Annotated in this window: 18 protein-coding genes and 5 tRNA genes; 14 read left to right on the plus strand and 9 right to left on the minus strand. The window is 72.4% G+C overall.

Annotated features, from left to right (window positions below; all coding sequences use genetic code 11):
• Positions 1-84 precede the first annotated feature (84 nt).
• The gene (locus ACIGHB_RS10910; RefSeq protein WP_360319076.1) at positions 85-180 is read right to left on the minus strand and encodes a putative leader peptide; all 96 of its coding nucleotides are present in this window, start codon (positions 178-180) and stop codon (positions 85-87) included.
• A 307-nt stretch (positions 181-487) separates the two neighbouring features.
• Between ACIGHB_RS10910 and purF the strand changes: the two genes are divergently transcribed.
• Together purF and purM are read left to right on the plus strand one after the other, a co-directional pair.
• Positions 488-2,014: an amidophosphoribosyltransferase gene (gene purF, locus ACIGHB_RS10915; protein WP_360319078.1), complete on the plus strand. Its 1,527-nt coding sequence runs from the start codon at positions 488-490 to the stop codon at positions 2,012-2,014.
• A 45-nt stretch (positions 2,015-2,059) separates the two neighbouring features.
• Positions 2,060-3,127: a phosphoribosylformylglycinamidine cyclo-ligase gene (gene purM, locus ACIGHB_RS10920; protein ID WP_360319080.1), complete on the plus strand. Its 1,068-nt coding sequence runs from the start codon at positions 2,060-2,062 to the stop codon at positions 3,125-3,127.
• A gap of 174 nt (positions 3,128-3,301) precedes the next feature.
• Here the strand turns inward: purM and ACIGHB_RS10925 are convergent, their stop codons facing one another.
• Positions 3,302-3,553: a DUF3073 domain-containing protein gene (locus ACIGHB_RS10925; RefSeq protein ID WP_360319082.1), complete on the minus strand. Its 252-nt coding sequence runs from the start codon at positions 3,551-3,553 to the stop codon at positions 3,302-3,304.
• A 294-nt stretch (positions 3,554-3,847) separates the two neighbouring features.
• Positions 3,848-4,957, minus strand: coding sequence for a Glu/Leu/Phe/Val dehydrogenase dimerization domain-containing protein (locus tag ACIGHB_RS10930; RefSeq protein ID WP_360319084.1), 1,110 nt, complete (start codon positions 4,955-4,957; stop codon positions 3,848-3,850).
• A 139-nt stretch (positions 4,958-5,096) separates the two neighbouring features.
• On the opposite strand from ACIGHB_RS10930, the gene ACIGHB_RS10935 reads away from it, so the two are divergent.
• Both ACIGHB_RS10935 and bldC read left to right on the plus strand, forming a co-directional pair.
• Positions 5,097-5,951: a hypothetical protein gene (locus tag ACIGHB_RS10935; RefSeq protein WP_388875110.1), complete on the plus strand. Its 855-nt coding sequence runs from the start codon at positions 5,097-5,099 to the stop codon at positions 5,949-5,951.
• A 546-nt stretch (positions 5,952-6,497) separates the two neighbouring features.
• Entirely contained in the window at positions 6,498-6,704 is a 207-nt protein-coding gene (gene bldC, locus ACIGHB_RS10940; RefSeq protein ID WP_003949541.1) for a developmental transcriptional regulator BldC, read from the plus strand.
• Between the two features lie 436 nt (positions 6,705-7,140).
• Here bldC and ACIGHB_RS10945 read toward each other — a convergent pair.
• Together ACIGHB_RS10945 and hrpA are read right to left on the minus strand one after the other, a co-directional pair.
• Positions 7,141-7,214: transfer RNA gene (locus ACIGHB_RS10945), tRNA-Asp, on the minus strand.
• An 85-nt stretch (positions 7,215-7,299) separates the two neighbouring features.
• Positions 7,300-11,289 (minus strand): ATP-dependent RNA helicase HrpA, encoded by a 3,990-nt coding sequence (gene hrpA, locus ACIGHB_RS10950; RefSeq protein WP_360319088.1) that lies wholly within the window; start codon positions 11,287-11,289, stop codon positions 7,300-7,302.
• A gap of 129 nt (positions 11,290-11,418) precedes the next feature.
• On the opposite strand from hrpA, the gene ACIGHB_RS10955 reads away from it, so the two are divergent.
• Positions 11,419-12,171, plus strand: coding sequence for a DsbA family protein (locus tag ACIGHB_RS10955; RefSeq protein ID WP_399911548.1), 753 nt, complete (start codon positions 11,419-11,421; stop codon positions 12,169-12,171).
• Positions 12,168-13,010 (plus strand): cytochrome c biogenesis CcdA family protein, encoded by an 843-nt coding sequence (locus ACIGHB_RS10960; RefSeq protein WP_399911551.1) that lies wholly within the window; start codon positions 12,168-12,170, stop codon positions 13,008-13,010. The genes ACIGHB_RS10955 and ACIGHB_RS10960 overlap by 4 nt, the downstream gene beginning before the upstream one ends.
• A 38-nt stretch (positions 13,011-13,048) precedes the next feature.
• Here ACIGHB_RS10960 and ACIGHB_RS10965 read toward each other — a convergent pair.
• The 3 genes from ACIGHB_RS10965 to ACIGHB_RS10975 form a co-directional block, all read right to left on the minus strand.
• Positions 13,049-13,122 (minus strand) — tRNA-Phe (locus ACIGHB_RS10965).
• 22 nt (positions 13,123-13,144) lie between these two features.
• Positions 13,145-13,218: transfer RNA gene (locus tag ACIGHB_RS10970), tRNA-Asp, on the minus strand.
• Positions 13,219-13,258: 40 nt separating this feature from the next.
• Positions 13,259-13,331: transfer RNA gene (locus ACIGHB_RS10975), tRNA-Glu, on the minus strand.
• Positions 13,332-13,436: 105 nt separating this feature from the next.
• Here ACIGHB_RS10975 and ACIGHB_RS10980 point away from each other — a divergent pair.
• The 8 genes from ACIGHB_RS10980 to ACIGHB_RS11015 all read left to right on the plus strand — a co-directional run bounded on the left by ACIGHB_RS10980 (position 13,437) and on the right by ACIGHB_RS11015 (position 23,493).
• Positions 13,437-13,787, plus strand: coding sequence for a metallopeptidase family protein (locus ACIGHB_RS10980; RefSeq protein ID WP_189852474.1), 351 nt, complete (start codon positions 13,437-13,439; stop codon positions 13,785-13,787).
• A gap of 248 nt (positions 13,788-14,035) precedes the next feature.
• Positions 14,036-14,722 (plus strand): hypothetical protein, encoded by a 687-nt coding sequence (locus ACIGHB_RS10985; RefSeq protein WP_399911554.1) that lies wholly within the window; start codon positions 14,036-14,038, stop codon positions 14,720-14,722.
• 199 nt (positions 14,723-14,921) lie between these two features.
• Positions 14,922-17,132, plus strand: coding sequence for a DEAD/DEAH box helicase (locus ACIGHB_RS10990; protein ID WP_399911556.1), 2,211 nt, complete (start codon positions 14,922-14,924; stop codon positions 17,130-17,132).
• Between the two features lie 198 nt (positions 17,133-17,330).
• Positions 17,331-20,459: an FG-GAP-like repeat-containing protein gene (locus ACIGHB_RS10995; RefSeq protein WP_399911559.1), complete on the plus strand. Its 3,129-nt coding sequence runs from the start codon at positions 17,331-17,333 to the stop codon at positions 20,457-20,459.
• A 104-nt stretch (positions 20,460-20,563) separates the two neighbouring features.
• Positions 20,564-20,636: transfer RNA gene (locus tag ACIGHB_RS11000), tRNA-Lys, on the plus strand.
• A 190-nt stretch (positions 20,637-20,826) separates the two neighbouring features.
• Positions 20,827-21,204 (plus strand): hypothetical protein, encoded by a 378-nt coding sequence (locus tag ACIGHB_RS11005; protein WP_360319855.1) that lies wholly within the window; start codon positions 20,827-20,829, stop codon positions 21,202-21,204.
• Between the two features lie 142 nt (positions 21,205-21,346).
• Complete coding sequence (locus ACIGHB_RS11010) at positions 21,347-22,777, plus strand: diacylglycerol/lipid kinase family protein (protein ID WP_399911562.1); 1,431 nt, start codon at positions 21,347-21,349, stop codon at positions 22,775-22,777.
• Positions 22,774-23,493, plus strand: a complete 720-nt coding sequence (locus ACIGHB_RS11015) for a phosphatase PAP2 family protein (protein ID WP_399911565.1) — start codon at positions 22,774-22,776, stop codon at positions 23,491-23,493. Before ACIGHB_RS11010 ends, ACIGHB_RS11015 begins: the two co-directional genes overlap by 4 nt.
• Positions 23,494-23,638: 145 nt before the next feature.
• Here ACIGHB_RS11015 and ACIGHB_RS11020 read toward each other — a convergent pair whose 3' ends face one another.
• On the minus strand, positions 23,639-24,682 hold the full coding sequence (locus tag ACIGHB_RS11020) for a sigma-70 family RNA polymerase sigma factor (protein ID WP_399911568.1): 1,044 nt from the start codon (positions 24,680-24,682) through the stop codon (positions 23,639-23,641).
• Between the last annotated feature and the right edge of the window lie 75 nt (positions 24,683-24,757).

Below are 24,757 nucleotides of genomic sequence, written 5' to 3' on the forward strand. Positions count from 1 at the left end.
TGGGGCTGGGTGTTCAGGCGCGAGAACCCGGGCGCGGCGGGGAAGGGGCCGCTCGGGCGCCCACAACGGGGGCGCCGGTCTCGTTCAGGCGGCGCGGCGACAGCTCGCGCTCGCGACACGGACGAGGTCCACGTGCCGGCGCCGGACGAGGGTGACCGCTCGGTCACTGCGGGGCTGCATGGGCCAGGAGCCTCGTCGCACCGAAGGGGACGCGTCAACGCCCGGACCCCGGGTCCACGCGCGTAGTTCGCGTGATCGAAACGCCGGTGAAACCCCCGGTCCGTGCGTTCTGCGTCACATCGCGGGGGGTGTTCCGGGGTGGTACGAGCGGGCCGCCGCGGAGGGGCCGGGCGGCGGGAGCCCTTCCGGCGCCTGCCTTGTAGGCCCCTCCAAGCTCATGGCGATCTTTTGGTGCGATCCTACGGGAGGCGTCCGTGCGCCGTTCTCCCATTCGGCCCAGCGGTCGAGGTCCCCTAGACTCGAAGACGTGCCACGTGGTGACGGTCGACTCAATCACGACCTGCTCCCCGGCGAGAAAGGCCCCCAGGACGCGTGTGGCGTCTTCGGTGTCTGGGCTCCGGGTGAAGAGGTCGCAAAGCTCACGTACTTCGGGCTCTACGCCCTCCAGCATCGGGGTCAGGAATCCGCGGGAATCGCGGTCAGCAACGGCTCCCAGATCCTCGTCTTCAAGGACATGGGCCTCGTGTCCCAGGTCTTCGACGAGACCTCTCTCGGCTCCCTCCAGGGTCATATCGCGGTCGGTCACGCCCGCTACTCGACCACCGGAGCCTCCGTGTGGGAGAACGCCCAGCCGACCTTCCGGGCCACCGCCCACGGGTCCCTGGCGCTCGGCCACAACGGCAACCTGGTGAACACGGCGCAGCTGGCCGAGATGGTCGCCGACCTTCCCAAGAAGGACGGCCGCGCCACCCAGGTCGCCGCCACCAACGACACCGACCTGGTCACGGCGCTCCTCGCCGGCCAGGTGGACGAGGACGGCAAGCCGCTCACCATCGAGCAGGCCGCCGCGAAGGTCCTCCCCGAGGTCCGGGGCGCCTTCTCCCTCGTCTTCATGGACGAGCACACGCTCTACGCCGCCCGTGACCCGCAGGGCATCCGCCCGCTGGTCCTCGGCCGTCTGGAGCGCGGCTGGGTGGTCGCCTCGGAGTCCGCCGCCCTCGACATCTGCGGCGCCAGCTTCGTCCGCGAGGTCGAGCCGGGCGAGCTGATCGCGATCGACGAGAACGGCATCCGTACCTCTCGATTCGCGGAAGCGAAGCCCAAGGGCTGTGTCTTCGAGTACGTGTACCTGGCGCGCCCCGACACCGACATCGCCGGCCGAAACGTCTACCTCTCCCGCGTGGAGATGGGCCGCCGCCTCGCCAAGGAGGCGCCGGTCGAGGCCGACCTGGTCATAGCGACGCCGGAGTCCGGCACCCCCGCCGCCATCGGCTACGCGGAGGCGTCCGGCATCCCGTTCGGCGCCGGCCTGGTGAAGAACGCCTACGTCGGCCGCACCTTCATCCAGCCCTCGCAGACCATCCGCCAGCTGGGCATCCGGCTGAAGCTGAACCCCCTCAAGGAAGTCATCAAGGGGAAGAAGCTCGTGGTCGTCGACGACTCGATCGTCCGCGGCAACACCCAGCGCGCCCTGGTGCGGATGCTCCGCGAGGCCGGCGCGGCCGAGGTCCACATCCGGATCTCCTCGCCGCCGGTCAAGTGGCCGTGCTTCTTCGGCATCGACTTCGCGACCCGCGCGGAGCTGATCGCCAACGGCATGTCCGTCGAGGAGATCGGCAAGTCGCTCGGCGCGGACTCGCTCTCGTACATCTCCCTGGAGGGGATGGTCGAGGCGACCACCATCGCCAAGCCGAACCTCTGCCGCGCCTGCTTCGACGGCGAGTACCCGATGGAGCTGCCGGACCCCGAGCTGCTCGGCAAGCAGCTCCTGGAGACGGAGCTGGCCGCCGGCCCCGCCGCCACCGCGGCAGCCGACGCCCTGCGCCGTCCGTGACACCCCGCTGCACACCCGCAGTACACGACACGAAAGTTCTTCAGCATGCCTGAGACCACTGGTGCCAGCTACGCCTCTGCGGGCGTCGACATCGAGGCGGGCGACCGCGCCGTCGAGCTGATGAAGGAGTGGGTGAAGAAGACGCAGCGCCCCGAGGTCCTCGGCGGCCTCGGCGGCTTCGCCGGCCTCTTCGACGCCTCCGCCCTCAAGCGCTACGAGCGTCCGCTGCTCGCCTCGGCCACCGACGGCGTCGGCACGAAGGTCGACATCGCCCGCCAGATGGGCGTGTACGACACCATCGGCCACGACCTGGTCGCCATGGTCATGGACGACATCGTCGTCTGCGGCGCCGAGCCGCTCTTCATGACCGACTACATCTGCGTCGGCAAGGTCCACCCGGAGCGGGTCGCCGCCATCGTCAAGGGCATCGCCGAGGGCTGCGTCCTCGCCGGCTGCGCCCTGGTCGGCGGCGAGACGGCGGAGCACCCGGGCCTCCTCGGCCCGGACGACTTCGACGTGGCCGGCGCCGGCACCGGTGTCGTGGAGCACGACCGCCTCCTCGGCGCCGATCGCATCCGTACGGGGGACGCGGTCATCGCCATGGCCTCCTCCGGGCTTCACTCCAACGGGTACTCGCTCGTCCGCCACGTGGTCTTCGACCGTGCCGGCATGCGCCTCGACCAGCAGGTCGAGGAGCTGGGCCGGACCCTCGGCGAGGAGCTCCTGGAGCCCACCCGGATCTACTCGCTGGACTGCCTGGCGCTCACCCGGACCACCGAGGTGCACGCCTACAGCCACATCACCGGCGGCGGCCTCGCGGCCAACCTCGCCCGGGTGATCCCGGACGGGCTGCACGCCACCGTGGACCGCTCCACGTGGACCCCGGGCGCGATCTTCGACCTCGTCGGCACCGCCGGCCAGGTGGAGCGCCTGGAGCTGGAGAAGACCCTCAACATGGGCGTCGGCATGATGGCCGTCGTCCCCGCCGAGTCGGTCGACGCCGCCCTCACCACGCTGGCCGACCGCGGACTCGACGCCTGGGTCGCCGGTGAGATCACCGAGCGCGGCGACAAGGACTCCGGCGCGGAGCTGGTCGGCGACTACGCGAAGTAGTCACGCACGGACGAAGGAAGGGGCACCCCGCCCGGCGGGGTGCCCCTTCCTCATGTCCCTGAAGCGCTCGGCGTGTCCCCGAGGACATCAGCCTTCCCGAGCCGCTCGGAGCGGCCCTGAGCAGCACGAAAACTCGGTCCGAGGGTTCCGGACCGAGTTTCGGCGTTCAGAAGGTCAAGCGCGACGCGGAGACTGCGGACCGGACTCGTCGTCCTCGTCCTCGTCATCCGTGTTGTAGAGATCCGCGTACTGCGCGTACGGGTCGTCTTCCTCGTCGTCGTCCTCGAACGGCTCGCCATTCGGCGGCTGGCTCGAAGTCGAAGCGCCCAGCTCATTGGCCAGACGCGACAGGTCAGTCCCGCCGCTGCTGTACTTCAGCTGGCGGGCGACCTTGGTCTGCTTGGCCTTTGCCCGGCCGCGCCCCATGGCTCGACCCCCTCGGTGACGGGGCTCGCTGGCCCCAGAGTCTTGACACGCGTTCATGATGCGAAACGGGCTCTCGGTGGAGAGACCGGTCCGTAGGGCTTCAACGGTACCTGTTTCCTCGGGTCTACGGTACGCCGCGCGCATCACATACCCCGGTACAGAACCATCGAGGTGCCCTTTCCTCGCTGGTCAATCGCGATTTTAACCTCTTCTCGGGGGCCGACCCGCCGACCGGCGTGAGCGAAGTCTCGCGCTCGGCGCCCGGTCGGCGGGTCGGTCACTCCCCGTGAGCGGTCAGGCCCCGAGTCGCCGTGCGTCCGCCATCCGCTGCTCGGCGATGCGGTCGGCGGCCGCGGCCGGCGGAATGCCGTCCGCCTTCGCACGTGCGAAGATCTCCAGGGTGGTGTCGAAGATCTTCGTGGCCTTCGCCTTGCAGCGGTCGAAGTCGAAGCCGTGGAGCTCGTCCGCGACCTGGATCACGCCGCCGGCGTTCACCACGTAGTCCGGGGCGTAGAGGATGCCGCGCTCCACCAGGTCCTTCTCGATGCCCGGGTGGGCGAGCTGATTGTTGGCCGCGCCGCAGACGACCTTCGCCGTGAGGAACGGAACCGTGTCCTCGCTGAGCGCGCCGCCCAGCGCGCACGGCGCGTAGATGTCCAGGTCCTCGACGCGGATCAGGGCCTCGGTGTCGGCGACCACGGTCACCTGGGGGAACTTCTCGGTGATCCGGCGCACCGACTCCTCGCGGACGTCGGTGATGACGACCTCGGCGCCGTCCTCCAGGAGGTGCTCGACGAGGTAGTGGCCGACCTTGCCGACGCCGGCGACGCCGACCTTCCGGCCGCGCAGGGTGGGGTCGCCCCACAGGTGCTGGGCGGAGGCGCGCATGCCCTGGAAGACGCCGAAGGCGGTCAGGACGGAGGAGTCGCCGGCGCCGCCGTTCTCGGGGGAGCGGCCGGTGGTCCACTGGTTGGCGCGGGCCACGACGTCCATGTCGGCGACGTAGGTGCCGACGTCGCAGGCGGTGACGTACCGGCCGCCGAGGGAGGCGACGAAGCGGCCGTAGGCGAGGAGCAGTTCCTCGGTCTTGATCTGCTCGGGGTCGCCGATGATCACGGCCTTGCCGCCGCCGTGGTCGAGCCCGGCCATGGCGTTCTTGTACGACATGCCGCGCGCCAGGTTGAGGGCGTCGGCGACGGCCTCGGCCTCGGTGGCGTACGGGTAGAAGCGGGTGCCTCCCAGCGCGGGGCCGAGGGCGGTGTTGTGCAGGGCGATGACGGCCTTGAGGCCGGTGGCGCGGTCCTGGCAGAGCACGACCTGCTCGTGGCCTCCCTGCTCCGAGTGGAACAGGGTGTGCAGTACATCGAAAGCAGCGCCTGTTGCGGTCACTGTGGTGACTCCCAAGGAAGATGCGGCGGAGGGCCCCCCGTGCGGGTGGGGGAGGACCCATTGCGCCATGAGATTAAGTCCTACCTGGGCGTAAGGAGGACGGAGTGGGCCGGATCACCTCCTCGCGGAGTACCCGCGTGGAAGGATTCGCGGCATGTCGGTCGACTCCACGTTGCTCGTCCCGTACGCCTCGTATCTCCGGGTGTACGAGCCGCTGGCCGCGTTCCCGGAGCCGGAGCGGACCCACTGGTCGCGGTACGCGCGGGGGTCGCGCGCCCCGGGCGCCCAGGACGAGCTGCGGCGCTCGCTGGCGGACCTGGTGCCGGTGCCGCCGGTGCCGGTGCCGGTGCACGAGAGCGGCGAGGCGTTCGTGGCGCACCTGGACGGCGTCGTGGTGGTCTGCCCGTGGCGGACCCGGCTGCGGGGGTGGCTGGCGCTGCGCGAGCTGGTGGCGGAGAGCGGGCTGCCGGCGCCGGTGCTCGACGCGATGGTGCCGCCGGTGGTGCGGGCCCAGGTGGAGGCGGACCACGAGCGGTGGCTGGAGCGGAACCCGGACGCGCGGCCGTGGATCAGGACGGCGGTGTGGCAGGTGCCGCTGCGCTGGTTCGCGCTCTTCGGGGAGGAGGAGCGGCGGTACGAGCCGGGGGACCGGGCGGCGGGGCGGGCGCCGGTGCTGCGCTACCGGACGACGATGGCGCAGGCGCGGCGCCGCCTGGCGCGGGCGCTGCGGGCGCTGCGGGACTCGGTGGACGAGGGCGTGCTGGTCCAGGGTCTGGTCGAGGTGGGCCGCTGGCTGGAGGAGTTCCACCCCCGGGCGCTGGTGGAGCTGGACTACGGCGGTCTCGTGCACGCGGTGGCGGAGGAGCGGCTGGCGGATGACCGGTCGGCGGCGGACGTGGCGGAGGGGCTCGCGGCGCTGCGGGAGGGCGACGACGACGCGGCGGCCGAGGTGTACGCGCGGCTGTCGGAGCGCTGGCGCGCCGTCAGGGACCTGCGTCACGCGAATTGACATAGGTCGGGCATCTTCGTCAGGTGTGCATGGACAAGACCCGTACCTCCGGGGTAAATGATCTTCAGGGTGTCTGGCCGGATCGTTCTGGCCAGATCCGGTGGGACGTTGGTCCTGAACCGGGCCTTTGGCTCAAGGGTGACGGACAGCACTAAACGTACCCTTGCGTCGATCACCTACCCTCGTGCCAAAATAGGACAAGGAGTCCGGGGAGGGTTCCTTCCGTCCAACTTTGGGCGGAACGCTCAGCATTGCACTCTATGGGGGGTCTGAGGACTCCTGATCGCTCTGTGACTGATCGTCACAGTGGCGTGACTGTCCGTTATGGCATGGTCAGTCGACTTCCGCCGCTGATGAACACCTGCGAGGGCAATTCCATCGGTTTGGCCGACGCGGCTGGACGGATGGTGTAGTTGTAGTGCCGAGGACAAGCCGTTCGTCCTATAACCGACTCGGCCCGCTTCTGCCATTTCGGGCAAGGCGGGTCAAGGTGCAGAATTTAGAGGAAAGAACCGAGAAGGTTCGGTTCTCCCGAGGAGGCCGCTCATGACCGCTCGCACCCCTGATGCCGAGCCGCTGCTGACCCCTGCCGAGGTCGCCACGATGTTCCGCGTGGACCCGAAGACGGTCACGCGCTGGGCCAAGGCCGGCAAGCTCACGTCCATCCGCACCCTGGGTGGGCACCGCCGGTACCGCGAGGCCGAGGTTCGCGCCCTGCTGGCGGGCATTCCGCAGCAGCGCAGCGAAGCCTGAGGCTTCGGCGTCACCCGCAGCACCCCGTAACACCGGGCCCGTCCGGATCCCCCAATCCGGTCGCCCATCCCACAGCTCTGCCGGCGGTTCCTGCCCCAACAGGCCACCGTCACCGATCGCGCTGGACTCCGCCGGGTCCAGCGCGATCGTCTTTTTGTGCCCGGCCCCACCCGTCGAACATGGGTGCAATTGCACGTATTAAATTGAGCTGTTGTAGGGGTGGCGTAAACGAGGGGGTTTCTGAAGGACTTTCAGTGACTCCCGTCACACTCCCGAAGCCTTGTCACTGAACAGCCTGCCACTACGGGATCCTCCCTCGACCCGCCGTTGGTCACCGGCCCGTGGGACTAAGGTCCCCCGTTCGAGTGGAGCTGGAACATGGGTCGAGGCGCACGAAGAAGGCCCGCATCGCGATGATGCGGGCCTTCTTCTCAGGCGACTCTGACGGGACTTGAACCCGCGACCTCCACCTTGACAGGGTGGCGAGCTAACCAACTGCTCCACAGAGCCCTCGCAGCCGGTGTTCCGTGGCTGCGAGAAGAACTGTACAGCAGGTCAGCGGTCTGGTCGAACTCACCGACGGCGAGGGCCCCCGCTACCGCGCGGGCCCCGGCACGGCCGCGTCGATGGCCTTCACGATCCGCTTGTCCGAGACCGGATGGGCGGTCCCCAGCGCATGCGCGAAGTAGCTCACCCGCAGCTCCTCGATCATCCAGCGGATGTCGGTGACCTCGGCCGGCACCGGCCGCCCCTTCGGCAACTGCTCCAGGAGCCACGCGTACTCGTCGAGCATCTCGTGGACCTTCTCCATCCGGGTGGTGTCCCGCTGGACCCCGGTCGGCATCTGCTGGAGCCGCCGGTCCACCGCCACCAGGTAGCGCATCAGGTCCGGCAGCCGCTTCAGCCCCGTACGGGTCACGAAACCGGCCGGCACGAGCCACGAGAGCTGCGTCCGCACGTCCTGGAGGTTCGGCAGCAGCGCGGGGCTCGTGGTGGCCTTCAGGCGCCGCTCGCACGCCTGCCAGGCCGCCAGGACCTGCTGGACCTGGCCCACCGTGCGGATGGTCAGCTCCACCAGGTCGGCGCGGACCTTGTCGTACAGCTTCCTGAAGGACTCCTCGTCCCACGCCGGGCCGCCGTGGTCGGCGATCAGCCGGTCGGCGGCGGCGGTGGCGCAGTCGTCGAAGAGCGCCTGGATCGAGCCGTGGGGGTTGGCCGACAGGGCCAGCTTCTGCTGGTTGGTCAGCTTCTCCGAGGCGAACTTCGCCGGGTTCACCGGGATGTTCAGCATGATCAGCTTCCGGGTGCCCCGCCACATCGCCTGCGCCTGCTCGGCCTCCGAGTCGAAGAGCCGTACGGCCACGCTCTCGCCCTCGTCGACCAGCGCCGGGTACGCCTTCACCGGCTGCCCGCCGCGCTTGGTCTCGAAGACCTTCGTCAGCGTCCCGATCGTCCAGTCCTTCAGCCCCGAGCGCTCCAGGGAGGGCCCGGAGCCGTCCGGGCCCGCCGTCGCCGCCTGGGCGGCCTTGGAGAGCGCCTGGCGGGCCTTGGGGCGCAGCTTCAGGCGCAGCGTCTCCAGGTCCTTGTCCTCGGCCAGCTTCCGGCGCCGCTCGTCGACGATCCGGAAGGTGATCTTGAGGTGCTCGGGGACCTTCGCCCAGTCGAAGTCCTCCGGGGTGAGCGGGACGCCGACCATTCGCTGGAGCTCGCGCGCCAGCGCCGTCGTCAGCGGCTCCTGGACCGGCACGACCGCGTCCAGGAACCGGCCGGCGTAGTTCGGCGCGGGCACGTAGTGGCGGCGGATGGGCTTGGGGAGGGAACGGATCAGCTCCGTCACGACCTCTTCCCGCAGGCCCGGGATCTGCCAGTCGAAGCCGTCGTCCGTCACCTGGTTCAGCACCTGGAGCGGCACGTGGACGGTCACGCCGTCCGCGTCCGCGCCGGGCTCGAACTGGTACGTCACCCGGAACTTGAGCGCGCCCTGCCGCCACGAGTCCGGGTAGTCGTCCTTGGTGACGGCCCCGGCCTTCTCGTTGATGAGCATCTCGCGCTCGAAGTCGAGGAACTCCGGTGCCTCGTGGCGCTTGTGCTTCCACCACGAGTCGAAGTGGGCGCCGGACACGACGTGTTCGGGGACCCGCTTGTCGTAGAAGTCGAAGAGCGTCTCGTCGTCGACGAGGATGTCCCGGCGCCGGGCGCGGTGCTCCAGCTCCTCGACCTCGGTGAGCAGCTTGCGGTTGTCGGCGAAGAACTTGTGGTGGGTGCGCCAGTCGCCCTCCACGAGGGCGTTGCGGATGAACAGCTCGCGGGAGACCTCGGGGTCGATCCGCCCGTAGTTCACCTTGCGGTCGGCGACGATCGGGACGCCGTACAGCGTCACCTTCTCGTACGCCATGACGGCCGCCTGGTCCTTCTCCCAGTGCGGCTCGCTGTACGTCTTCTTCACCAGGTGCTGGGCGAGCGGCTCGATCCACTCGGGCTCGATCCGGGCGTTCACCCGCGCCCAGAGCCGGGAGGTCTCCACCAGCTCGGCGGACATGACCATCCGCGGGGGCTTCTTGAAGAGCGCGGAGCCGGGGAAGATCGCGAACTTGGCGTTCCGCGCGCCCAGGTACTCGCCCCGGCCGCCCTCGCGGCGGGATCCCTCCTTCGGGGCGCCGTCCTTGGACTCCTTCACGTCCTTCAGGCCGATGTGCGAGAGGAGGCCGGAGAGGAGGGAGACGTGGACGGAGTGCTCCGGCGCGTCCTCCTCGTTGAGGTGGATGCCCATCTGCTTGGCGACCGTGCGGAGCTGGGAGTAGATGTCCTGCCACTCGCGGATGCGGAGGAAGTTCAGGTACTCCTGCTTGCACATCCGGCGGAAGGACGACGAGCCGCGCTCCTTCTGCTGCTCGCGCACGTACCGCCACAGGTTGAGGAAGGCGAGGAAGTCGCTGGTCTCGTCCTTGAACCGGGCGTGCTGCTGGTCGGCCTGGGCCTGCTTGTCGGAGGGCCGCTCGCGCGGGTCCTGGATGGAGAGCGCGGCGGCGATCACCATGACCTCGCGGACGCAGCCGTTCTTGTCGGCCTCCAGGACCATCCGGGCGAGCCGGGGGTCGACGGGCAGCTGGGAGAGCTTCCGGCCCTGCTCGGTGAGGCGCTTCTTGGGATCCTTCTCGGCCGGGTTCAGCGCGCCGAGCTCCTGGAGGAGCTGGACGCCGTCCCGGATGTTGCGGTGGTCCGGCGGGTCGATGAAGGGGAACTTCTCGATGTCGCCGAGGCCGGCCGCGGTCATCTGGAGGATGACGGACGCCAGGTTGGTCCGGAGGATCTCGGCGTCGGTGAACTCCGGCCGGGTGAGGAAGTCGTCCTCGGAGTAGAGCCGGATGCAGATGCCGTCGCTCGTACGGCCGCAGCGGCCCTTGCGCTGGTTGGCGCTGGCCTGCGAGATCGCCTCGATCGGGAGCCGCTGGACCTTGGTGCGGTGGGAGTAGCGCGAGATGCGGGCGGTGCCCGGGTCGATCACGTACTTGATGCCGGGGACGGTCAGCGAGGTCTCGGCGACGTTGGTCGCGAGGACGATCCGGCGGCCGGAGTGCGCCTGGAAGACGCGGTGCTGCTCGGCGTGCGAGAGCCGGGCGTACAGCGGCAGGATCTCGGTGCCGAGGAGCTTCTTCTTCGTCAGGGCGTCCGCCGTGTCGCGGATCTCGCGCTCGCCGGAGAGGAAGACCAGGACATCGCCCGGCCCCTCCTTCCGGAGCTCGTCGACGGCGTCGCAGATGGCGGTGATCTGGTCCCGGTCGGACTCCTCGGAGTCCTCCTCCAGGAGCGGCCGGTAGCGGACCTCGACCGGATACGTACGCCCGCTGACCTCGACGATCGGCGCGTCGCCGAAGTGGCGGGAGAAGCGCTCCGGGTCGATGGTCGCGGAGGTGATCACGACCTTGAGGTCGGGGCGCCGGGGCAGCAGCTGGGCCAGGTAGCCGAGCAGGAAGTCGATGTTGAGGGACCGCTCGTGGGCCTCGTCGATGATGATCGTGTCGTACGCGCGCAGCTCGCGGTCCGTCTGGATCTCGGCGAGCAGGATGCCGTCCGTCATCAGCTTCACGAAGGTGGCGTCCGGGTTCACCTGGTCGGTGAAGCGGACCTTCCAGCCGACGGCCTCGCCCAGCGGGGTCCGCAGCTCCTCGGCGACGCGCTCGGCGACCGTGCGGGCGGCGATCCGGCGGGGCTGGGTGTGCCCGATCATGCCCCGGACGCCCCGGCCCAGCTCCAGACAGATCTTCGGGATCTGGGTGGTCTTTCCGGAACCGGTCTCACCGGCGACGATCACGACCTGGTGGTCGCGTATCGCCTCCAGGATCTCGTCCTTCTTCTGTGAGACCGGGAGCTGCTCGGGATAGGTGACGGCGGGCACGCGGGCGGCGCGCCCGTCGACGCGCTCCTTGGCCTTGGCCGCCTCTGCGGCGATCTCGTCCAGGACGGCGGCGCGGGCCTCGGGCTTGCGGATGCGGCGGGCGCCTTCGAGACGGCGGCCGAGCCGGTGGGAGTCCCGCAGCGAGACCTCGGCCAGGACGGACTGGAGGGCGGCGAAGGAAGTAGACATACGGAATCCAGGATCGCACCTGCGGCCGAGAAGCGGCGAACCGATTTACGAGTCTCTCCGTGGCCGGATTGCGGTGGATTGGGCACCTTGCTCACGGAGTGTTCCGGGCCCGTGTCTAGAGTGCACCTCATGTCCAGCCCCAAGACCTCCTCCAAGACCCGTCCCGCGCTGATCGTCGCCGGCGTGGCCGTCGCCGCCGCGCTGGCCGCCCTCGCCTCGTACACCGCCACCCGGCCGGCCGGCCCGTCCGCCGCCGGTTCCTCCGCCGTCGCCGGGGTCAGCGCCGACCCGGCCTCCGGGGTCTATCCGGAGCTGGAGAAGTACGCCCGCAGGGACGCGTCCGACCGGCTCGCCCTGGGGCGCGCGGACGCGCCGGTGGTCCTCGTCGAGTACGCCGACTTCAAGTGCGGCTACTGCGGGAAGTTCGCCCGGGACACCGAGCCCGTCCTGGTGAAGAAGTACGTCGAGAACGGCACCCTGCGCATCGAGTGGCGGAACTTCCCGATCTTCGGCGAGGAGTCGGAGGCCGTGGCGCGCGCCTCCTGGGCCGCCGGGGAGCAGGGCCGCTTCTGGCAGTTCCACAAGGCGGCGTACGCGGACGGGGCCAAGGAGAAGGGCTTCGGCAAGGAGCGGCTGCGCGCCCTCGCGGCGGAGGCCGGCGTCCCGGACCTCGCCCGGTTCGCGAAGGACAGCGAGGGCGAGGCGGCCCGCGAGGCGGTCCGGAAGGACCAGGAGCAGGGGTACGCCCTCGGCGCCACCTCCACCCCGTCGTTCCTGGTCAACGGGCGGCCGATCGCCGGCGCCCAGCCCCTGGAGACCTTCACGGAGGCGATCGAGGCGGCGGCCGACGCGGCCCGTACCTCGGGGAAGGCCGGCCGGTGACGTCCGGGATCGGCTATTTCGCGGCCTTCCTCGGCGGTCTCCTCGCCCTGCTCAGTCCGTGCAGCGCCCTGTTGTTGCCGGCCTTCTTCGCGTACTCGATCGAGAGCCGGGCGAGGCTGGTGGCGCGGACCGCGATCCTCTACGCGGGCCTCGCCACCACCCTCGTGCCGCTGGGCGCGGCCGGCTCGCTGGCGGGACGGTTCTTCTACGGTCACCGGGACCTGCTGGTGGCCGTCGGCGGCTGGCTGATCATCGGGCTCGGCGTCCTCCAGATCCTGGGCCTGGGGTTCGCCTCCCGCCGGATGGCGGAGGCGAGCGGCCGGATCCGTCCGACCTCGGCGTTCTCGGTCTACGCCCTCGGCCTGGTCTACGGCCTGGCCGGGTTCTGCGCGGGCCCGATCCTCGGCGGTGTCCTGACGGTGGCGGCGCTGAGCGGCAGCGCGGCCTACGGCGGCCTGCTCCTCGCGGTGTACGCGCTCGGGATGGCGGTGCCGCTCTTCGTGCTCGCGCTGCTGTGGGAGCGGTACGACCTGGGGCGGCGGCGCTGGCTGCGGGGCCGGCCGCTGCGGGCCGGGCGGTTCGAGGTCCATTCGACCTCGCTGGTGTCGGGCCTCTTCTTCGTGGGCCTGGGCGCGCTGTTCCTGGTCTTCGACGGGACGACGGCGCTGCCGGGGCTGCTGTCGGTGGACGACTCCTTCGCCGTCGAGCAGCGGGTGGCCGAGTGGGGCCGGGCGGTGCCGGACTGGGCGCTGCTCGTGGCGGTGGTCGCGGTGGCCGGTCTGGTGGCGGCGGCGCGGAGCCGTGGCCGGGGCCGGGAGCGGGAGGGGGAGCCGGAATGAGGAAGGGCCCCGTTCTCGCGAACGGGGCCCTTTTCCTGTGGCTGGGGCCGGGGTCGAACCGGCGACCTATCGCTTTTCAGGCGATCGCTCGTACCAACTGAGCTACCCAGCCACGAAGCTGTTTCCAGCTTCGGCGACTCTGACGGGACTTGAACCCGCGACCTCCACCTTGACAGGGTGGCGAGCTAACCAACTGCTCCACAGAGCCTTGCTTGTGTACGAGAACCAGTCTCGCACACGGTGGTGCGTGCCCCCAACGGGATTCGAACCCGTGCTACCGCCTTGAAAGGGCGGCGTCCTGGGCCACTAGACGATGAGGGCTAACGGCCCCACCTGGGCGCTTCTCAGCGCCTCGGGGACGTCTGAAGCATATGGGATGGCGGGCGCTATCGCCAAAACGGTTTCCGGGGAGGGGAGAATGGGCTCGTGCTGGAGATGACGCGCGAGGAGTTCGAGGAGCTTGTCGCCGAGGCCCTGGACCGGATCCCGCCGGAGCTGACGCGGCTGATGGACAACGTGGCGGTGTTCGTGGAGGACGAGCCGTCTCCGGACGATCCCGACCTGCTCGGGCTCTACGAGGGGACACCGCTGACCGAGCGGGGCGAGTGGTACGCGGGGGTGCTGCCCGACCGGATCACCATCTACCGGGGGCCGACGCTGCGGATGTGCGAGTCCCGCGAGGACGTCGTGGCGGAGACCGAGATCACCGTGGTGCACGAGATCGCCCACCACTTCGGCATCGACGACGAACGGCTACACGCGCTGGGTTACGGCTGAGCGACCGGCGGGGCGAGGGTGGCGGGCCTGGGCGGGGGGTCGGCGGGACGGGCCGTGGCCGGAGATCGCTGTCGAACAGGAGGCCGTCGCGCCGTGTCCCTTGTGACGCCTGGGGAGTTGGGCAGGGGGACGCTTTTCTTCCCCGCCTTCTGTGTCCTGGAGGTGCCTCCGTGCGCCATTTCCCCACCCGCGTTCGATGGGCCGCCGCCGCTCTCGCGGTCGCCGCGTGCGCCTCCTTGAGCGGCTGTATGAGTGTGAGCGACGAGGGCGCCAGGCCGGCGCCGGGTGCGAGCGGGGGGAAGCCGGGCGCGTCGGCCCGGCCGGACGGCGGCTCCGGGGCTCCGGAGGGCGGCGGGGGCGCGTACGACGGCGGGCAGGGCGACCGGCCCGGCGGCGCGGCCCCGGCGGGCGGCGACGGGAAGGGGCCGGTGCCGAGCGGTTCGCCCTCCGGCTCCGCCACGCCCGGCGCGGGCGCGAAGGCGTCCGCCTCCGCCGAGCCCGGCAAGCCGGTGCCGCCCACGTCGCAGCCCCCGGCCGGCGGCGGCACGGCCGGCGGTCACGCCGGCACCGGCGGCGCGTCGGGGGGCGCGGGCGGCGGCGGGGACGCGGGCGGCACGGGCGGGAGCGGCGGTAGCGGGGACGGCGGCGCGACGGGCGGGACCGGCGGGACCGGCGGGGCGGGTGGGAACGGCGACTCCGGCGGTACGGCCGGCGGCGCGCCGGGCGGCGGCGGGAGCACCCCGACGCCGGAGCCCACGCCGGAGCCGACCCCGACGCCGGAGCCGACGCCCGAGCCGACACCGGAGCCCACCCCCGAGCCGACCTCGAACCCGACGGATCCGCCGACCGAGGGACCCGCCGCCCAGCTGGGCGGGGTGCGGGCCGCCGGAGTGGCCACGGAACCGATGGCATCGCCGCAGGTGAGCCCGGTGTGAGCGTGATCGGTTTGCCTTGAGTGGGGGAGAGTGCGTATGGTGGTAGATCGTTTGATCCCATTTGCCCGGCGCCACGACCGAAGAGCGCCGCGACTGGCGCGTACTCTCCCTTGCCGTGGCTGACCGCATAGAGGCGGTCTTGTGCGAAACACGGAGTTGACGGGCGCGTGCCGAGACTCCGGAAGGTTTCGCATTTCGCATGTCCATTTCCAGTTCTGACCACGCCGTCATGCCCGAGAACGACGAGATCACCGAGATCGTCGAGCTGGCTGACGACGCAGTAATCACCGACGAGGCCGTCGAGGCCGCCGACCTGACCGACGAGGTCGACGCCGAGGGCGCCGACACCGACGACGCCGACACGACCCCCGAGATCACCTTCGGTGACCTGGGCCTGCCCGAGGGCGTCGTCCGCAAGCTCGCGCAGAACGGCGTGACCGCCCCCTTCCCGATCCAGGCCGCGACCATCCCGGACGCCCTGGCCGGCAAGGACATCCTGGGCCGCGGTCGCACCGGCTCCGGCAAGACCCTCTCCTTCGGCCTCCCGCTGCTCGCCACCCTGGCCGGCGGCCAGACCGAGAAGAAGAAGCCCCGCGGCGTCATCCTCACCCCGACCCGCGAGCTCGCGATGCAGGTCGCGGACGCCCTCCAGCCGTACGGCGACGTGCTCGGCCTCAAGATGAAGGTCGTCTGCGGCGGTACGTCGATGGGCAACCAGATCTACGCCCTGGAGCGCGGCGTCGACATCCTCGTCGCCACCCCGGGCCGCCTGCGCGACATCATCAACCGCGGCGCCTGCTCCCTGGAGCAGGTCCAGATCGCCGTCCTCGACGAGGCCGACCAGATGGCCGACCTGGGCTTCCTGCCCGAGGTCACCGAGCTGCTCGACCAGGTCCCGGCCGGCGGCCAGCGTCTCCTCTTCTCCGCCACGCTGGAGAACGAGATCGACAGCCTGGTGAAGCGCTACCTGGTGAACCCGGTCACCCACGAGGTCGACCCGTCCGCCGGCGCCGTCACCACGATGACCCACCACGTCCTCGTCGTGAAGCCGAAGGACAAGGCGCCGGTCACCGCCGCCATCGCCGCCCGCAAGGGCCGCACCATCATCTTCGTCCGCACCCAGCTCGGTGCCGACCGCGTCGCCGAGCAGCTGCGCGAGTCCGGCGTGAAGGCCGACGCGCTGCACGGCGGCATGACCCAGGGCGCCCGTACCCGTACGCTCGCCGACTTCAAGGACGGCTACGTCAACGTCCTCGTCGCCACCGACGTCGCCGCCCGCGGCATCCACGTCGACGGCATCGACCTGGTCCTCAACGTGGACCCGGCCGGCGACCACAAGGACTACCTGCACCGCTCGGGCCGCACCGCCCGCGCCGGCCGCTCCGGCGTCGTGGTCTCCCTGGCCCTGCCGCACCAGCGCCGCCAGATCTTCCGCCTGATGGAGGACGCGGGCGTCGACGCCTCGCGCCACATCGTCGGCGGCGCCGGCGCCTTCGACCCCGAGGTCGCCGAGATCACCGGCGCCCGTTCGCTGACCGAGGTCCAGGCCGACTCGGCGAACAACTCGGCCAAGCAGGCCGAGCGCGAGGTCGTCGACCTGACCCGTCAGCTGGAGCGCCTGCAGCGCCGCGCCGTCGAGCTCCGCGAGGAGGCCGACCGCCTCGTCGCCCAGGCCGCCCGCGAGCGCGGCGAGGACCCGGAGAGCGCCGTCGCCGAGGTCACCGAGGCCGCCGAGGCCGAGGTCGCCGCCGCTGCCGCCGAGGCCGAGCGCGCCGCCCGCGAGGAGCAGCGCCGCGAGGAGCGCCCGGCCCGTGACGAGCGGGGCAACTACGAGCGCCGCGACCGCGGTGGCTTCAACCGCGACCGTGACGACCGCGGTGGCGACCGTGGCGGCTTCCGCCGCGACAACGACCGTGGTGGCGACCGCGGTGGCTTCCGCCGTGACAACGACCGTCCGTCGGGTGGTTTCCGCCGGGACAACGACCGTCCGTCGTTCCGCGACCGTGACGACCGTGGTGGCGACCGTGGCGGCTTCCGCCGGGACAACGACCGTCCGTCCGGCGGTTTCCGCCGCGACAACGACCGTCCGTCCTTCCGCGACCGCGACGACCGTCCCTCGGGTGGCTTCCGCCGCGACAACGACCGTCCGTCCGGCGGTTTCCGCCGGGACGACCGCCCCTCCGGCGGCGGCTTCCGCCGCGACGACCGTCCGTCCGGCGGCTTCCGCCGCGACAACGACCGTCCGTTCAACCGCGACCGCCGCGACGACCGCCCCTCCGGCGGTGGCTTCCGCCGCGACGACCGCCCGTCCGGCGGTGGCTTCCGCCGCGACGACCACCGCCCGTCCGGCTCCTCGTCCTTCGGCGGCGCCCGCCGTGACGACAAGCCCCGCTGGAAGCGCAACGGCTGAGCCCGCGTGACCTGACCTACCGACGAACCCCCGTGACACCCGCTGTCACGGGGGTTCGTCGCGTCCGGCGTACAACCGTCGGGGGCCCGCGGGGGTCTCGTACAGGGGGCACGGCGGTCACGTAGAGGGGCACGTGGGACGCTCGTGCGTCCGGTATCCACTCGCCGGCATCGCATCACCCCTTGGGGAGGGGCCTTCTTGTCTCGTACCGCAGCAGCGCGGCGGACCCGCGCACGCGCCGTCCTGCTCGCCGCCGTCATGGCCGCCACCGGCGCGGGCCTCACGCCCGGCGCGGTCGCCGCGCCCGGGGCGCCGGTCGTCGGCATCGACCAGCTCGACATCGACCCCTCCTGGCGGGCGGCGCCCCGCTCGGAGACGGTCGTCGCCGTCGGCGCGGGCGGCTACGCGCACCGCGCCGAGGACGCGCGCGGCTCCGGCGCGCCGGTGGAGTGGACGGACTTCACCACCGGCACCAGCCGGACCCTGGGAGCCGGCGGCGGCGACCACGCCTTCGCCGCGTTCGGCACCGGCGGCCGGTACGCCTACACGGACCAGGGCGGCGCGCCCGCCGTCCTCGACCTGAAGACCGGTACGCCGACGCCCCTGACCCTCCCCGCCGACACCGGCTACCGAGGACTGATCGGCGACCGGCTGCTCCTCCAGCAGTACGAGCCCGGCACCTCGCGCGGCTCCACCAGCGGGTACGTCCTGCGGAGCGCGGCCGCCCCGAACGGCGCCTCGGTGCCCGTGACCGGCTGGCCGGCCGGGGCGGACCTCCACACGGCGCGGCCGGTGGCCGGGACCGAGGGGCTGGCGGTGCTGCGCTTCGGCCTGACGGCCGGTCCCGAGGGGGAGTACCTCGGAGTCCTGGACCTCACGACCGGCCGGATGCGGGTCCTGGGCGAGCCGACCGCCGCGGACGGCACGGGCGCCGCGGGCGTCGCCGTCACCGCCGAGCGGATCGCCTGGGTCGCCCCCGACCGGACCGTCCGCATCCGGCAGCACGCCGACCTCACCGGACCGGAGATCACCTACCGGCTGGCCGACGGGCTGAGCGCCACCAGGATCGGCCTCGTCGGCGACTGGCTCCTCACCACGGACACCCCGGCGGCTCCGGGCGACGCGCTCACCCGCCGTCTCGTCGCCGTCGGCCCCGCCGGCGAACAGCGGACCCTGCTCGCCGGTGCCGAGGAGCGGATCACGCCGCTCGGCGACGGCTCCGGCTCGGCGGCCGTCACCGGCGGCACCTCCGCCACCGACTGGGCCCTCCTCCAGGTCGTCCCCGGCGAGGCGGGCGGCTCGCCGGAGCTGAGGAAGCTGCGCGCGGTGCCGCCGGTGCCCGCCGAGGTCGTCTCCCTCGCCCTGGGCAAGGGCCGGCTGACCACGCTGGAGCGCGGCGGCTCGAAGGGCACGGGCTACGCCGGTCGTTCGATCTCCGTCGGCCCGCTCCACACCGACCAGACCGCGCCCGCGTGGACCGGCATCGAGCCGGACCCGTACGAGCACGGGGCACCGGAGCTCTTCGACGGCGGCGACGGGCGGACGGTCTCCGTCTCCCAGGGCGCCGTGGTCTCCCGGACGGCCACCGGCACGACCCGGGTGGTGCCGGGTCAGGACGGGCGGATCGCCGACGCCTTCGGCCGGTGGACGGTCTTCCAGACCGGTGCGCTCGGCGGGGGAGGGACGCTCACCGCCGGCGGCAAGACCCTCGTCCTCGACCTGGACGCCCAGAAGACCGTCTCCGTCCAGGACCAGGTCGCCGCCGCCCTCTGGGGCGACACCCTGTACACCGGCACGAGCACCCTGGGGCAGGTCGCCCGCAAGGACCTCGCCACCGGCAAGAGCCTCGGCACGCTCGCCACGAACTCCGGCTGCGCCCTGACCGAGCTTCAGGCGACCGGCCGCTGGCTCTACTGGGCGTGCGCCGGCTTCACGAAGCAGGGCGTCCTCGACCTCGGGAACCCGGCCCAGCCGGTCCGTATCGCCCTGCCCAAGGGCGACGCGCGGGGCGGCCTCCTCGGCGACGGCTACGTCGTCGACCGGGGCACCACGTACCTGCGGGTCATCCCCTTCGCCACCGGAACGGCCGGCACGCCCTACGACCTGACCCGCGCCGAAGCCCCCGCGCCCGCCCGCCGCACCGCCTGGACCGTCGACCGCTTCGGCGGCGCCGTCGCCTACCGGAGCGCCGACCAGCGGGTGCACGTCGTGTGGACCGACCTCCCCACCTCCGACCTGACCGTCGCGAGCGCGTCCGCTCCGGCGAGCCTGCGGGCCCCCGGCACCTGGACGGGCTCCTGGACGCTCTCCAAGCCCGCCTCGGCGTACGAGGTGAGCATCCAGGACGCGTACAGCAGGAAGCCTGTGCGGACCCTGCGCGGGAAGGAGACCCGCGGCCGGATCGACTTCGCCTGGGACGGGCGCAACGCCGCGGGGGTGCCCGCGCCGAACGGGCCGTACGTGTGGGAGCTGCGCGCCACGACCGCCGACGGCAAGGGCCGCGACCTGTGGACCTGGGGCGACCTGCGGCTCTCCGGCAGCCGGCCCGCCTTCCGCGACCTCGTCGGGAACGACGCCCAGGGCGAACTGCTCGCCGTGGACACGGCCGGGGCCGTCTCCCTCTACCGGGGCAACGGCTGGGGCACGTTCGCCGCCCGTACCCCGGGCTCCGGCGGGGCCTTCCCGGCCGGCACCCTCCTCGTGCCCTTCGGGGACGTGAACGCCGACGGCTGCGCCGACGTCCTCGGGCGCGTCGGGAGCGAGCTGCGGGCCTACCGGCCGGGCTGCGGAAAGGTCGTCACCGCCTCGTCGCCGTACACCCTGATCGGTTCCGGCTGGAGCCAGTACGACGTGCTGACCTCGCCCGGTGACGTCGACGGCGACGGGTACGCCGACCTCATCGCCCGCCAGACCTCCACCGGCGACATGTACTTCTACGCCGGCACCGCCGACCACCGCCTGAAGACCCGGGTCCGCGTCGGCACCAACTGGAAGCTGTACAAGCGGATCACCGCGGCCGGCGACCTCGACGGCGACGGCCGCGGCGACCTCGTCGCCGTCGACGGCTCCGGCGCGCTGTGGTCCTACTTCGGCACCCCGTCCGGCGGCGTCACCCCGCGCGCGAGGGTCGGCGGCGGCTGGCAGATCTACTCCGCCCTCCAGGGCACCGGCGACCTCAACGGCGACGGCACCGGCGACCTCGTCGCCCGCGACACCTCCGGCCGGCTGTACGCCTACTACAGCCACGGCAGCGGCCGCACCGGCGACCGCTACGGCCCCCGCGAGCTCGTCGGCGGCGGCTGGAACACCTTCCGCGCCCTCTTCTGACCCCCCGTCGCCGCGCCCCCCCCCGGGGGCGCGGCGCGGCGGGATCCGATACCCGATCGGTTCCGCGAGCCCGGCGGGCTATGCTGCACGGAGTGCTCGCACACGGGCCGTTAGCTCAATTGGCAGAGCAGTGGACTTTTAATCCATTGGTTGTGGGTTCGAGTCCCACACGGCCTACCGAAGGTGGGGGAGGGGAGACCCTCCGGCCCGCCGAGGAGCGCCCCATCCGGTTCCGGCCGGGTGTGGCGCTTCGTCGTTTCCGGTCTCAACCGGTCAGCGCTGTCCGAAAGTTGCTTGTCATGCGCATGTGCGAGTGCATAGGGTCGCCCGAGGCGCGGACAAGCCGCGTTCTTTTTCCGCGGGGGAAATGATGCAGAAGCGCAAATTTGCTTTCGTCGGTGCGGTGGCGGCCGGTCTGCTCACGGTGTCGAGCGGGACCGCGATGGCCGGGACCAACATCATCAACGTCTACACCACCGACAGCCGCCCGGGCGGCGGGGGCTCGTTCGTGGCCAACGGCGACCTGACGCAGGTCTGTGACGCCCAGGAGGACGGGTACGCGGCGGTGGCGTACCTGCGCCGCGCGGACGGTCCTCTCTGGAAGACGGTCGTCGCCGGGGGCTACGGCACGTGCAAGTCGGAGTCCATCAACATCCCGGAGGGCGAGAAGCTCACCCTCACGATCTGTCTGCGGAAGAACGGCGTCGACTCGTTCTGCCGCACCAAGGGCGGCGGCGTCGCCTGACCCGCGCCGCCGACGCCTCGCGCGTCCCGAAGCGCCTCGCCCGGAACCCTCCGGGCGGGGCGTTTCGTCGTTCCGTCCAACGGCTGATTCAGTGGGGTCGACCGCGGGAACGTGGGGGAGTCTGGAAGGCGGAGGTGGGGTCGTGAACGGGGCTGTGCGGTGGTGGGACGAGGGCGGTACGGGGAGCACCACGCGGGACCTGGCGCGGTGGGCGCTCGGCGCGGCGGCGGGGGCGGTGGTCGTCCTGCTCCTGGCGGTGGGTGTCGGCGGGGTGCTGGTGCTGCTCAGCGGGCTCGTGGGGCTCGCTGCGGGGGCCGTGGGGCTGTGGTGGGTCGTCGCGCACCGGGGGCCCGTACGGGTGCTCGGGGCCGTGCTCGTGGTGGGGGCGCCGGTCGCCGTCCTCGTGCTGTACGTCGTCGGCGGGTTGTGGCTGTTCGCGCTCGCCGCGCTCGCGCTGTGGGCGGTCGCGCTGGGCTGCGCGCGGGAGGCGCTGCGCAGGCCGGGGGAGGTCGTGGACGCGCCGGCGCCCGCGCGTCCGGCCGAGCGGCCCCGGCGGGCCGTGCTGATCATGAACCCGCGGTCCGGCGGCGGGAAGGTGGAGCGGTTCGGTCTGGTGGGGAAGGCGGAACGGCTGGGCGCCCGGGTCGTGCTGCTCGATCCGTCCGCGCCCGCCGACGTCGACGCGCTCGCCCGGAAGGCCGTCGCGGAGGGCGCCGATCTGCTCGGGGTCGCGGGCGGTGACGGCACGCAGGCGCTGGTGGCCGCGGTGGCCGCCGAGCACGACCTGCCGTTCCTGGTGGTCTCGGCCGGGACCCGGAACCACTTCGCGATGGACCTCGGCCTGGACCGGAACGATCCGGCGGCCTGCCTGGACGCGCTCACCGACGGCGAGGAACTCCGGGTCGACCTCGGCACGGTCGCCGGACGCCCGTTCGTCAACACGGTCTCGTTCGGGGTGTACGCGGACGTGGTGCAGCGGCCGGAGTACCGCGACGCCAAGGCGGAGACCGCGCTCGACGCGCTGCCCGACCTGCTCCAGGGCGGGCAGGGCGACCGGCTCGACGCCAGCGCCGACGCCACCCGGCTTCCCGGCCAGCAGGCGATCCTGGTCAGCAACAACCCCTACGCCGCGCCCGATCCGCTGAGCGCGGCGGCCGGGCACCGCACCCGCCTTGACAGCGGCCGGCTCGGGGTGATCGGCGTGCGGGTGGACGGCCCCGCGCACGCCGCCGACCTGGTCGTACGGGGAACCCAGTCGGCCGCGCTCAACGTCCTGACCGCGCTCCGCGTCGAAGTCCATGGGGGCGTCACCAGCACCGGTGCGCCGAAGGCGGAGGCGACCGTGCCGGTGGCCGTGGACGGGGAGGCGCTGACGCTGCCGACGCCGGTCGTCTGCGAACTGCGGCCGCGCGCGCTGCGGGTGCTGGTGCCGCGCTCCCGGCCGGGAGTCGTTCCGCCGCCTCCGCCGTTGGACTGGCGGCGGATCGTTCGGCTCGCCTTCCCCGACCATCACGGTTCCGGCCCCGCGTACCGGCCGGAACCGTCCGAGGACCCCTACAGGAGCGGCGCATGAGTGACGAGAACATGTACGAGACCGGGCCGGGACCCGGTGCCGGAGCGGAGCCCGGGGCGGGGCGCGACGCGGGGGCCGACGCGGCGGCGGACGCGGCGGACGCGGCTGCGCGGGTGCGGCTGCGGGACCGGCCGAGGGCCGCGGTCTTCACCGCGCGGGCCGTCCTGCACGATCTGCGGGCGGTGGACGGGGCCCTGTACGCGGCGGTCGCCGCCACGCCGACGCCCGCCCTGGACGTGGGCCTGCGCCGGCTGTCGCACGCCGCCGACCACTCGAAGATCTCCTTCGCCGTCGCCGCCGGACTCGCCCTCCTGCCGGGCCGGCCGCGCCGCGCGGCGGCGGCGGGCGTCGGCGCGATCGCGATCGCCTCGGCCACGGCCAACCTCTTCGGCAAGCGGCTGGTCCGCCGGCGGCGGCCGGACCGGGAGGCGGCCCGGGTGGTGGTCGGCCGGCACGTCCCGATGCCGGAGTCGGCCTCGTTCCCGTCCGGGCACACCGCCTCGGCGGTCGCCTTCGCCACCGCCGCCGGTGTCGTCCTCCCGCCCGTGGCCGTGCCGCTGGGGCTGCTCGCCTCCGCGGTCGGCTACTCCCGTGTCCACACCGGGGTCCACTACCCCGGTGACGTCGCCGCCGGCGCCGTCCTCGGCCTCGCCAGCGGCGCCGCCTCACTGGCCGTCGGAGCCTCCCTCATGCGGGCACGGCGCCCGGCTTCCTGACGGCGCGGTACGGAGGGAACGGCGTCGGCGGGGTAGGGCGGTCCGCCCCGCCTGCCGGCGCCCCGGCGCCGGCCCGGCCGCCCGGGCCTGGTGGTCGGTGCCCTTCCGGGGGCTGCCCCGCCGGTCAGTCCGGGTACACGGCCGGTCAGTCCGGGTACACGGCGCGGGCCAGGGCCTCTCCCGGGATATCCAGGGCGGCGATGCGCTCGGGGTCGGCGAGGACGTGGAGCTGGACGATGCGGTCGCCGACGACGGTGAAGGCCATGAGCGCGGTCGGCCTGCCGTCGACGACCGACAGGACGGCCGGCTGCCCGTTGACGACGAGCGGCAGCGACGCCTTGCGGAAGCTCGCGTACATGAGGGCCTGCCGGATGATCGCCTCGGCGCCGTGGACCAGCTTGGACGCTCCGGCGAGGCGGGTGCCGCCGTCGGCGGTCAGCACCGCGTCCGGGTCGAGGACGGCGAGCAGTCCCTGGAAGTCGCCGCCCTGCGAGGCGGCGAGGAAGGCGTCGGCGATCTCCCGCTGGCGGCGCGCGTCGGGGCCGGGCCCCGGGGCGGCGTCCTGGACGCGCCGGCGGGCCCTGCTGGCCAGCTGGCGGGTCGCGGCGGGCGTGCGGTCCACGATCCGCGCGATCTCGTCGAAGGAGACGGCGAACATGTCGTGCAGCACGAAGGCGAGCCGCTCGGCCGGTGCCAGGGTCTCCAGGACGATGAGGAGCGCGAGGCCGACCGACTCCGAGAGCTCGGCGGAGTGCTCCGGGTCGCCGGCGGAGGGGACGCGCACGATCGGGTCGGGCACGAAGTGGTCGAGCGGGTCCTCGCGGCGGGAGCCGCGCGAGCGCAGCATGTCCAGGCAGACCCGGCCGATGACCGTGGTCAGCCAGCCGGTGAGGTTGGCGACCCCGCTCACGTCGGTGCGGCTGAGCTTGAACCAGGTCTCCTGGACCGCGTCCTCGGCCTCGCTGAGCGAGCCGAGCATGCGGTAGGCGACGGCCTTCAGATGCCCACGGTCGGCGTCGAAGCGACGCGCCAACACGTCCGCGTCCGCGCCCGCGCCCGAGCCCGAGCCAGCGTCCGAGGCCGCGCCCGAGCCCGAGCCAGCGTCCGAGGCCGCGCCCGAGCCCGAGCCCGCGCCCGAACCCGCCCCCGCCGGCCCGTCGCCGTTCGTCTCCACCGTGGTCTCGTCCATCCGTCGATCTCCCCCTTCGCGTCCCGTCATGTCTCCATGACGGATCGAACCCCATGGATGTGACAGCGGAGCGGC

The sequence above is a fragment of the Streptomyces sp. NPDC085460 genome, assembly GCF_044541975.1.
Taxonomy (GTDB): Bacteria; Actinomycetota; Actinomycetes; order Streptomycetales; family Streptomycetaceae; genus Streptomyces.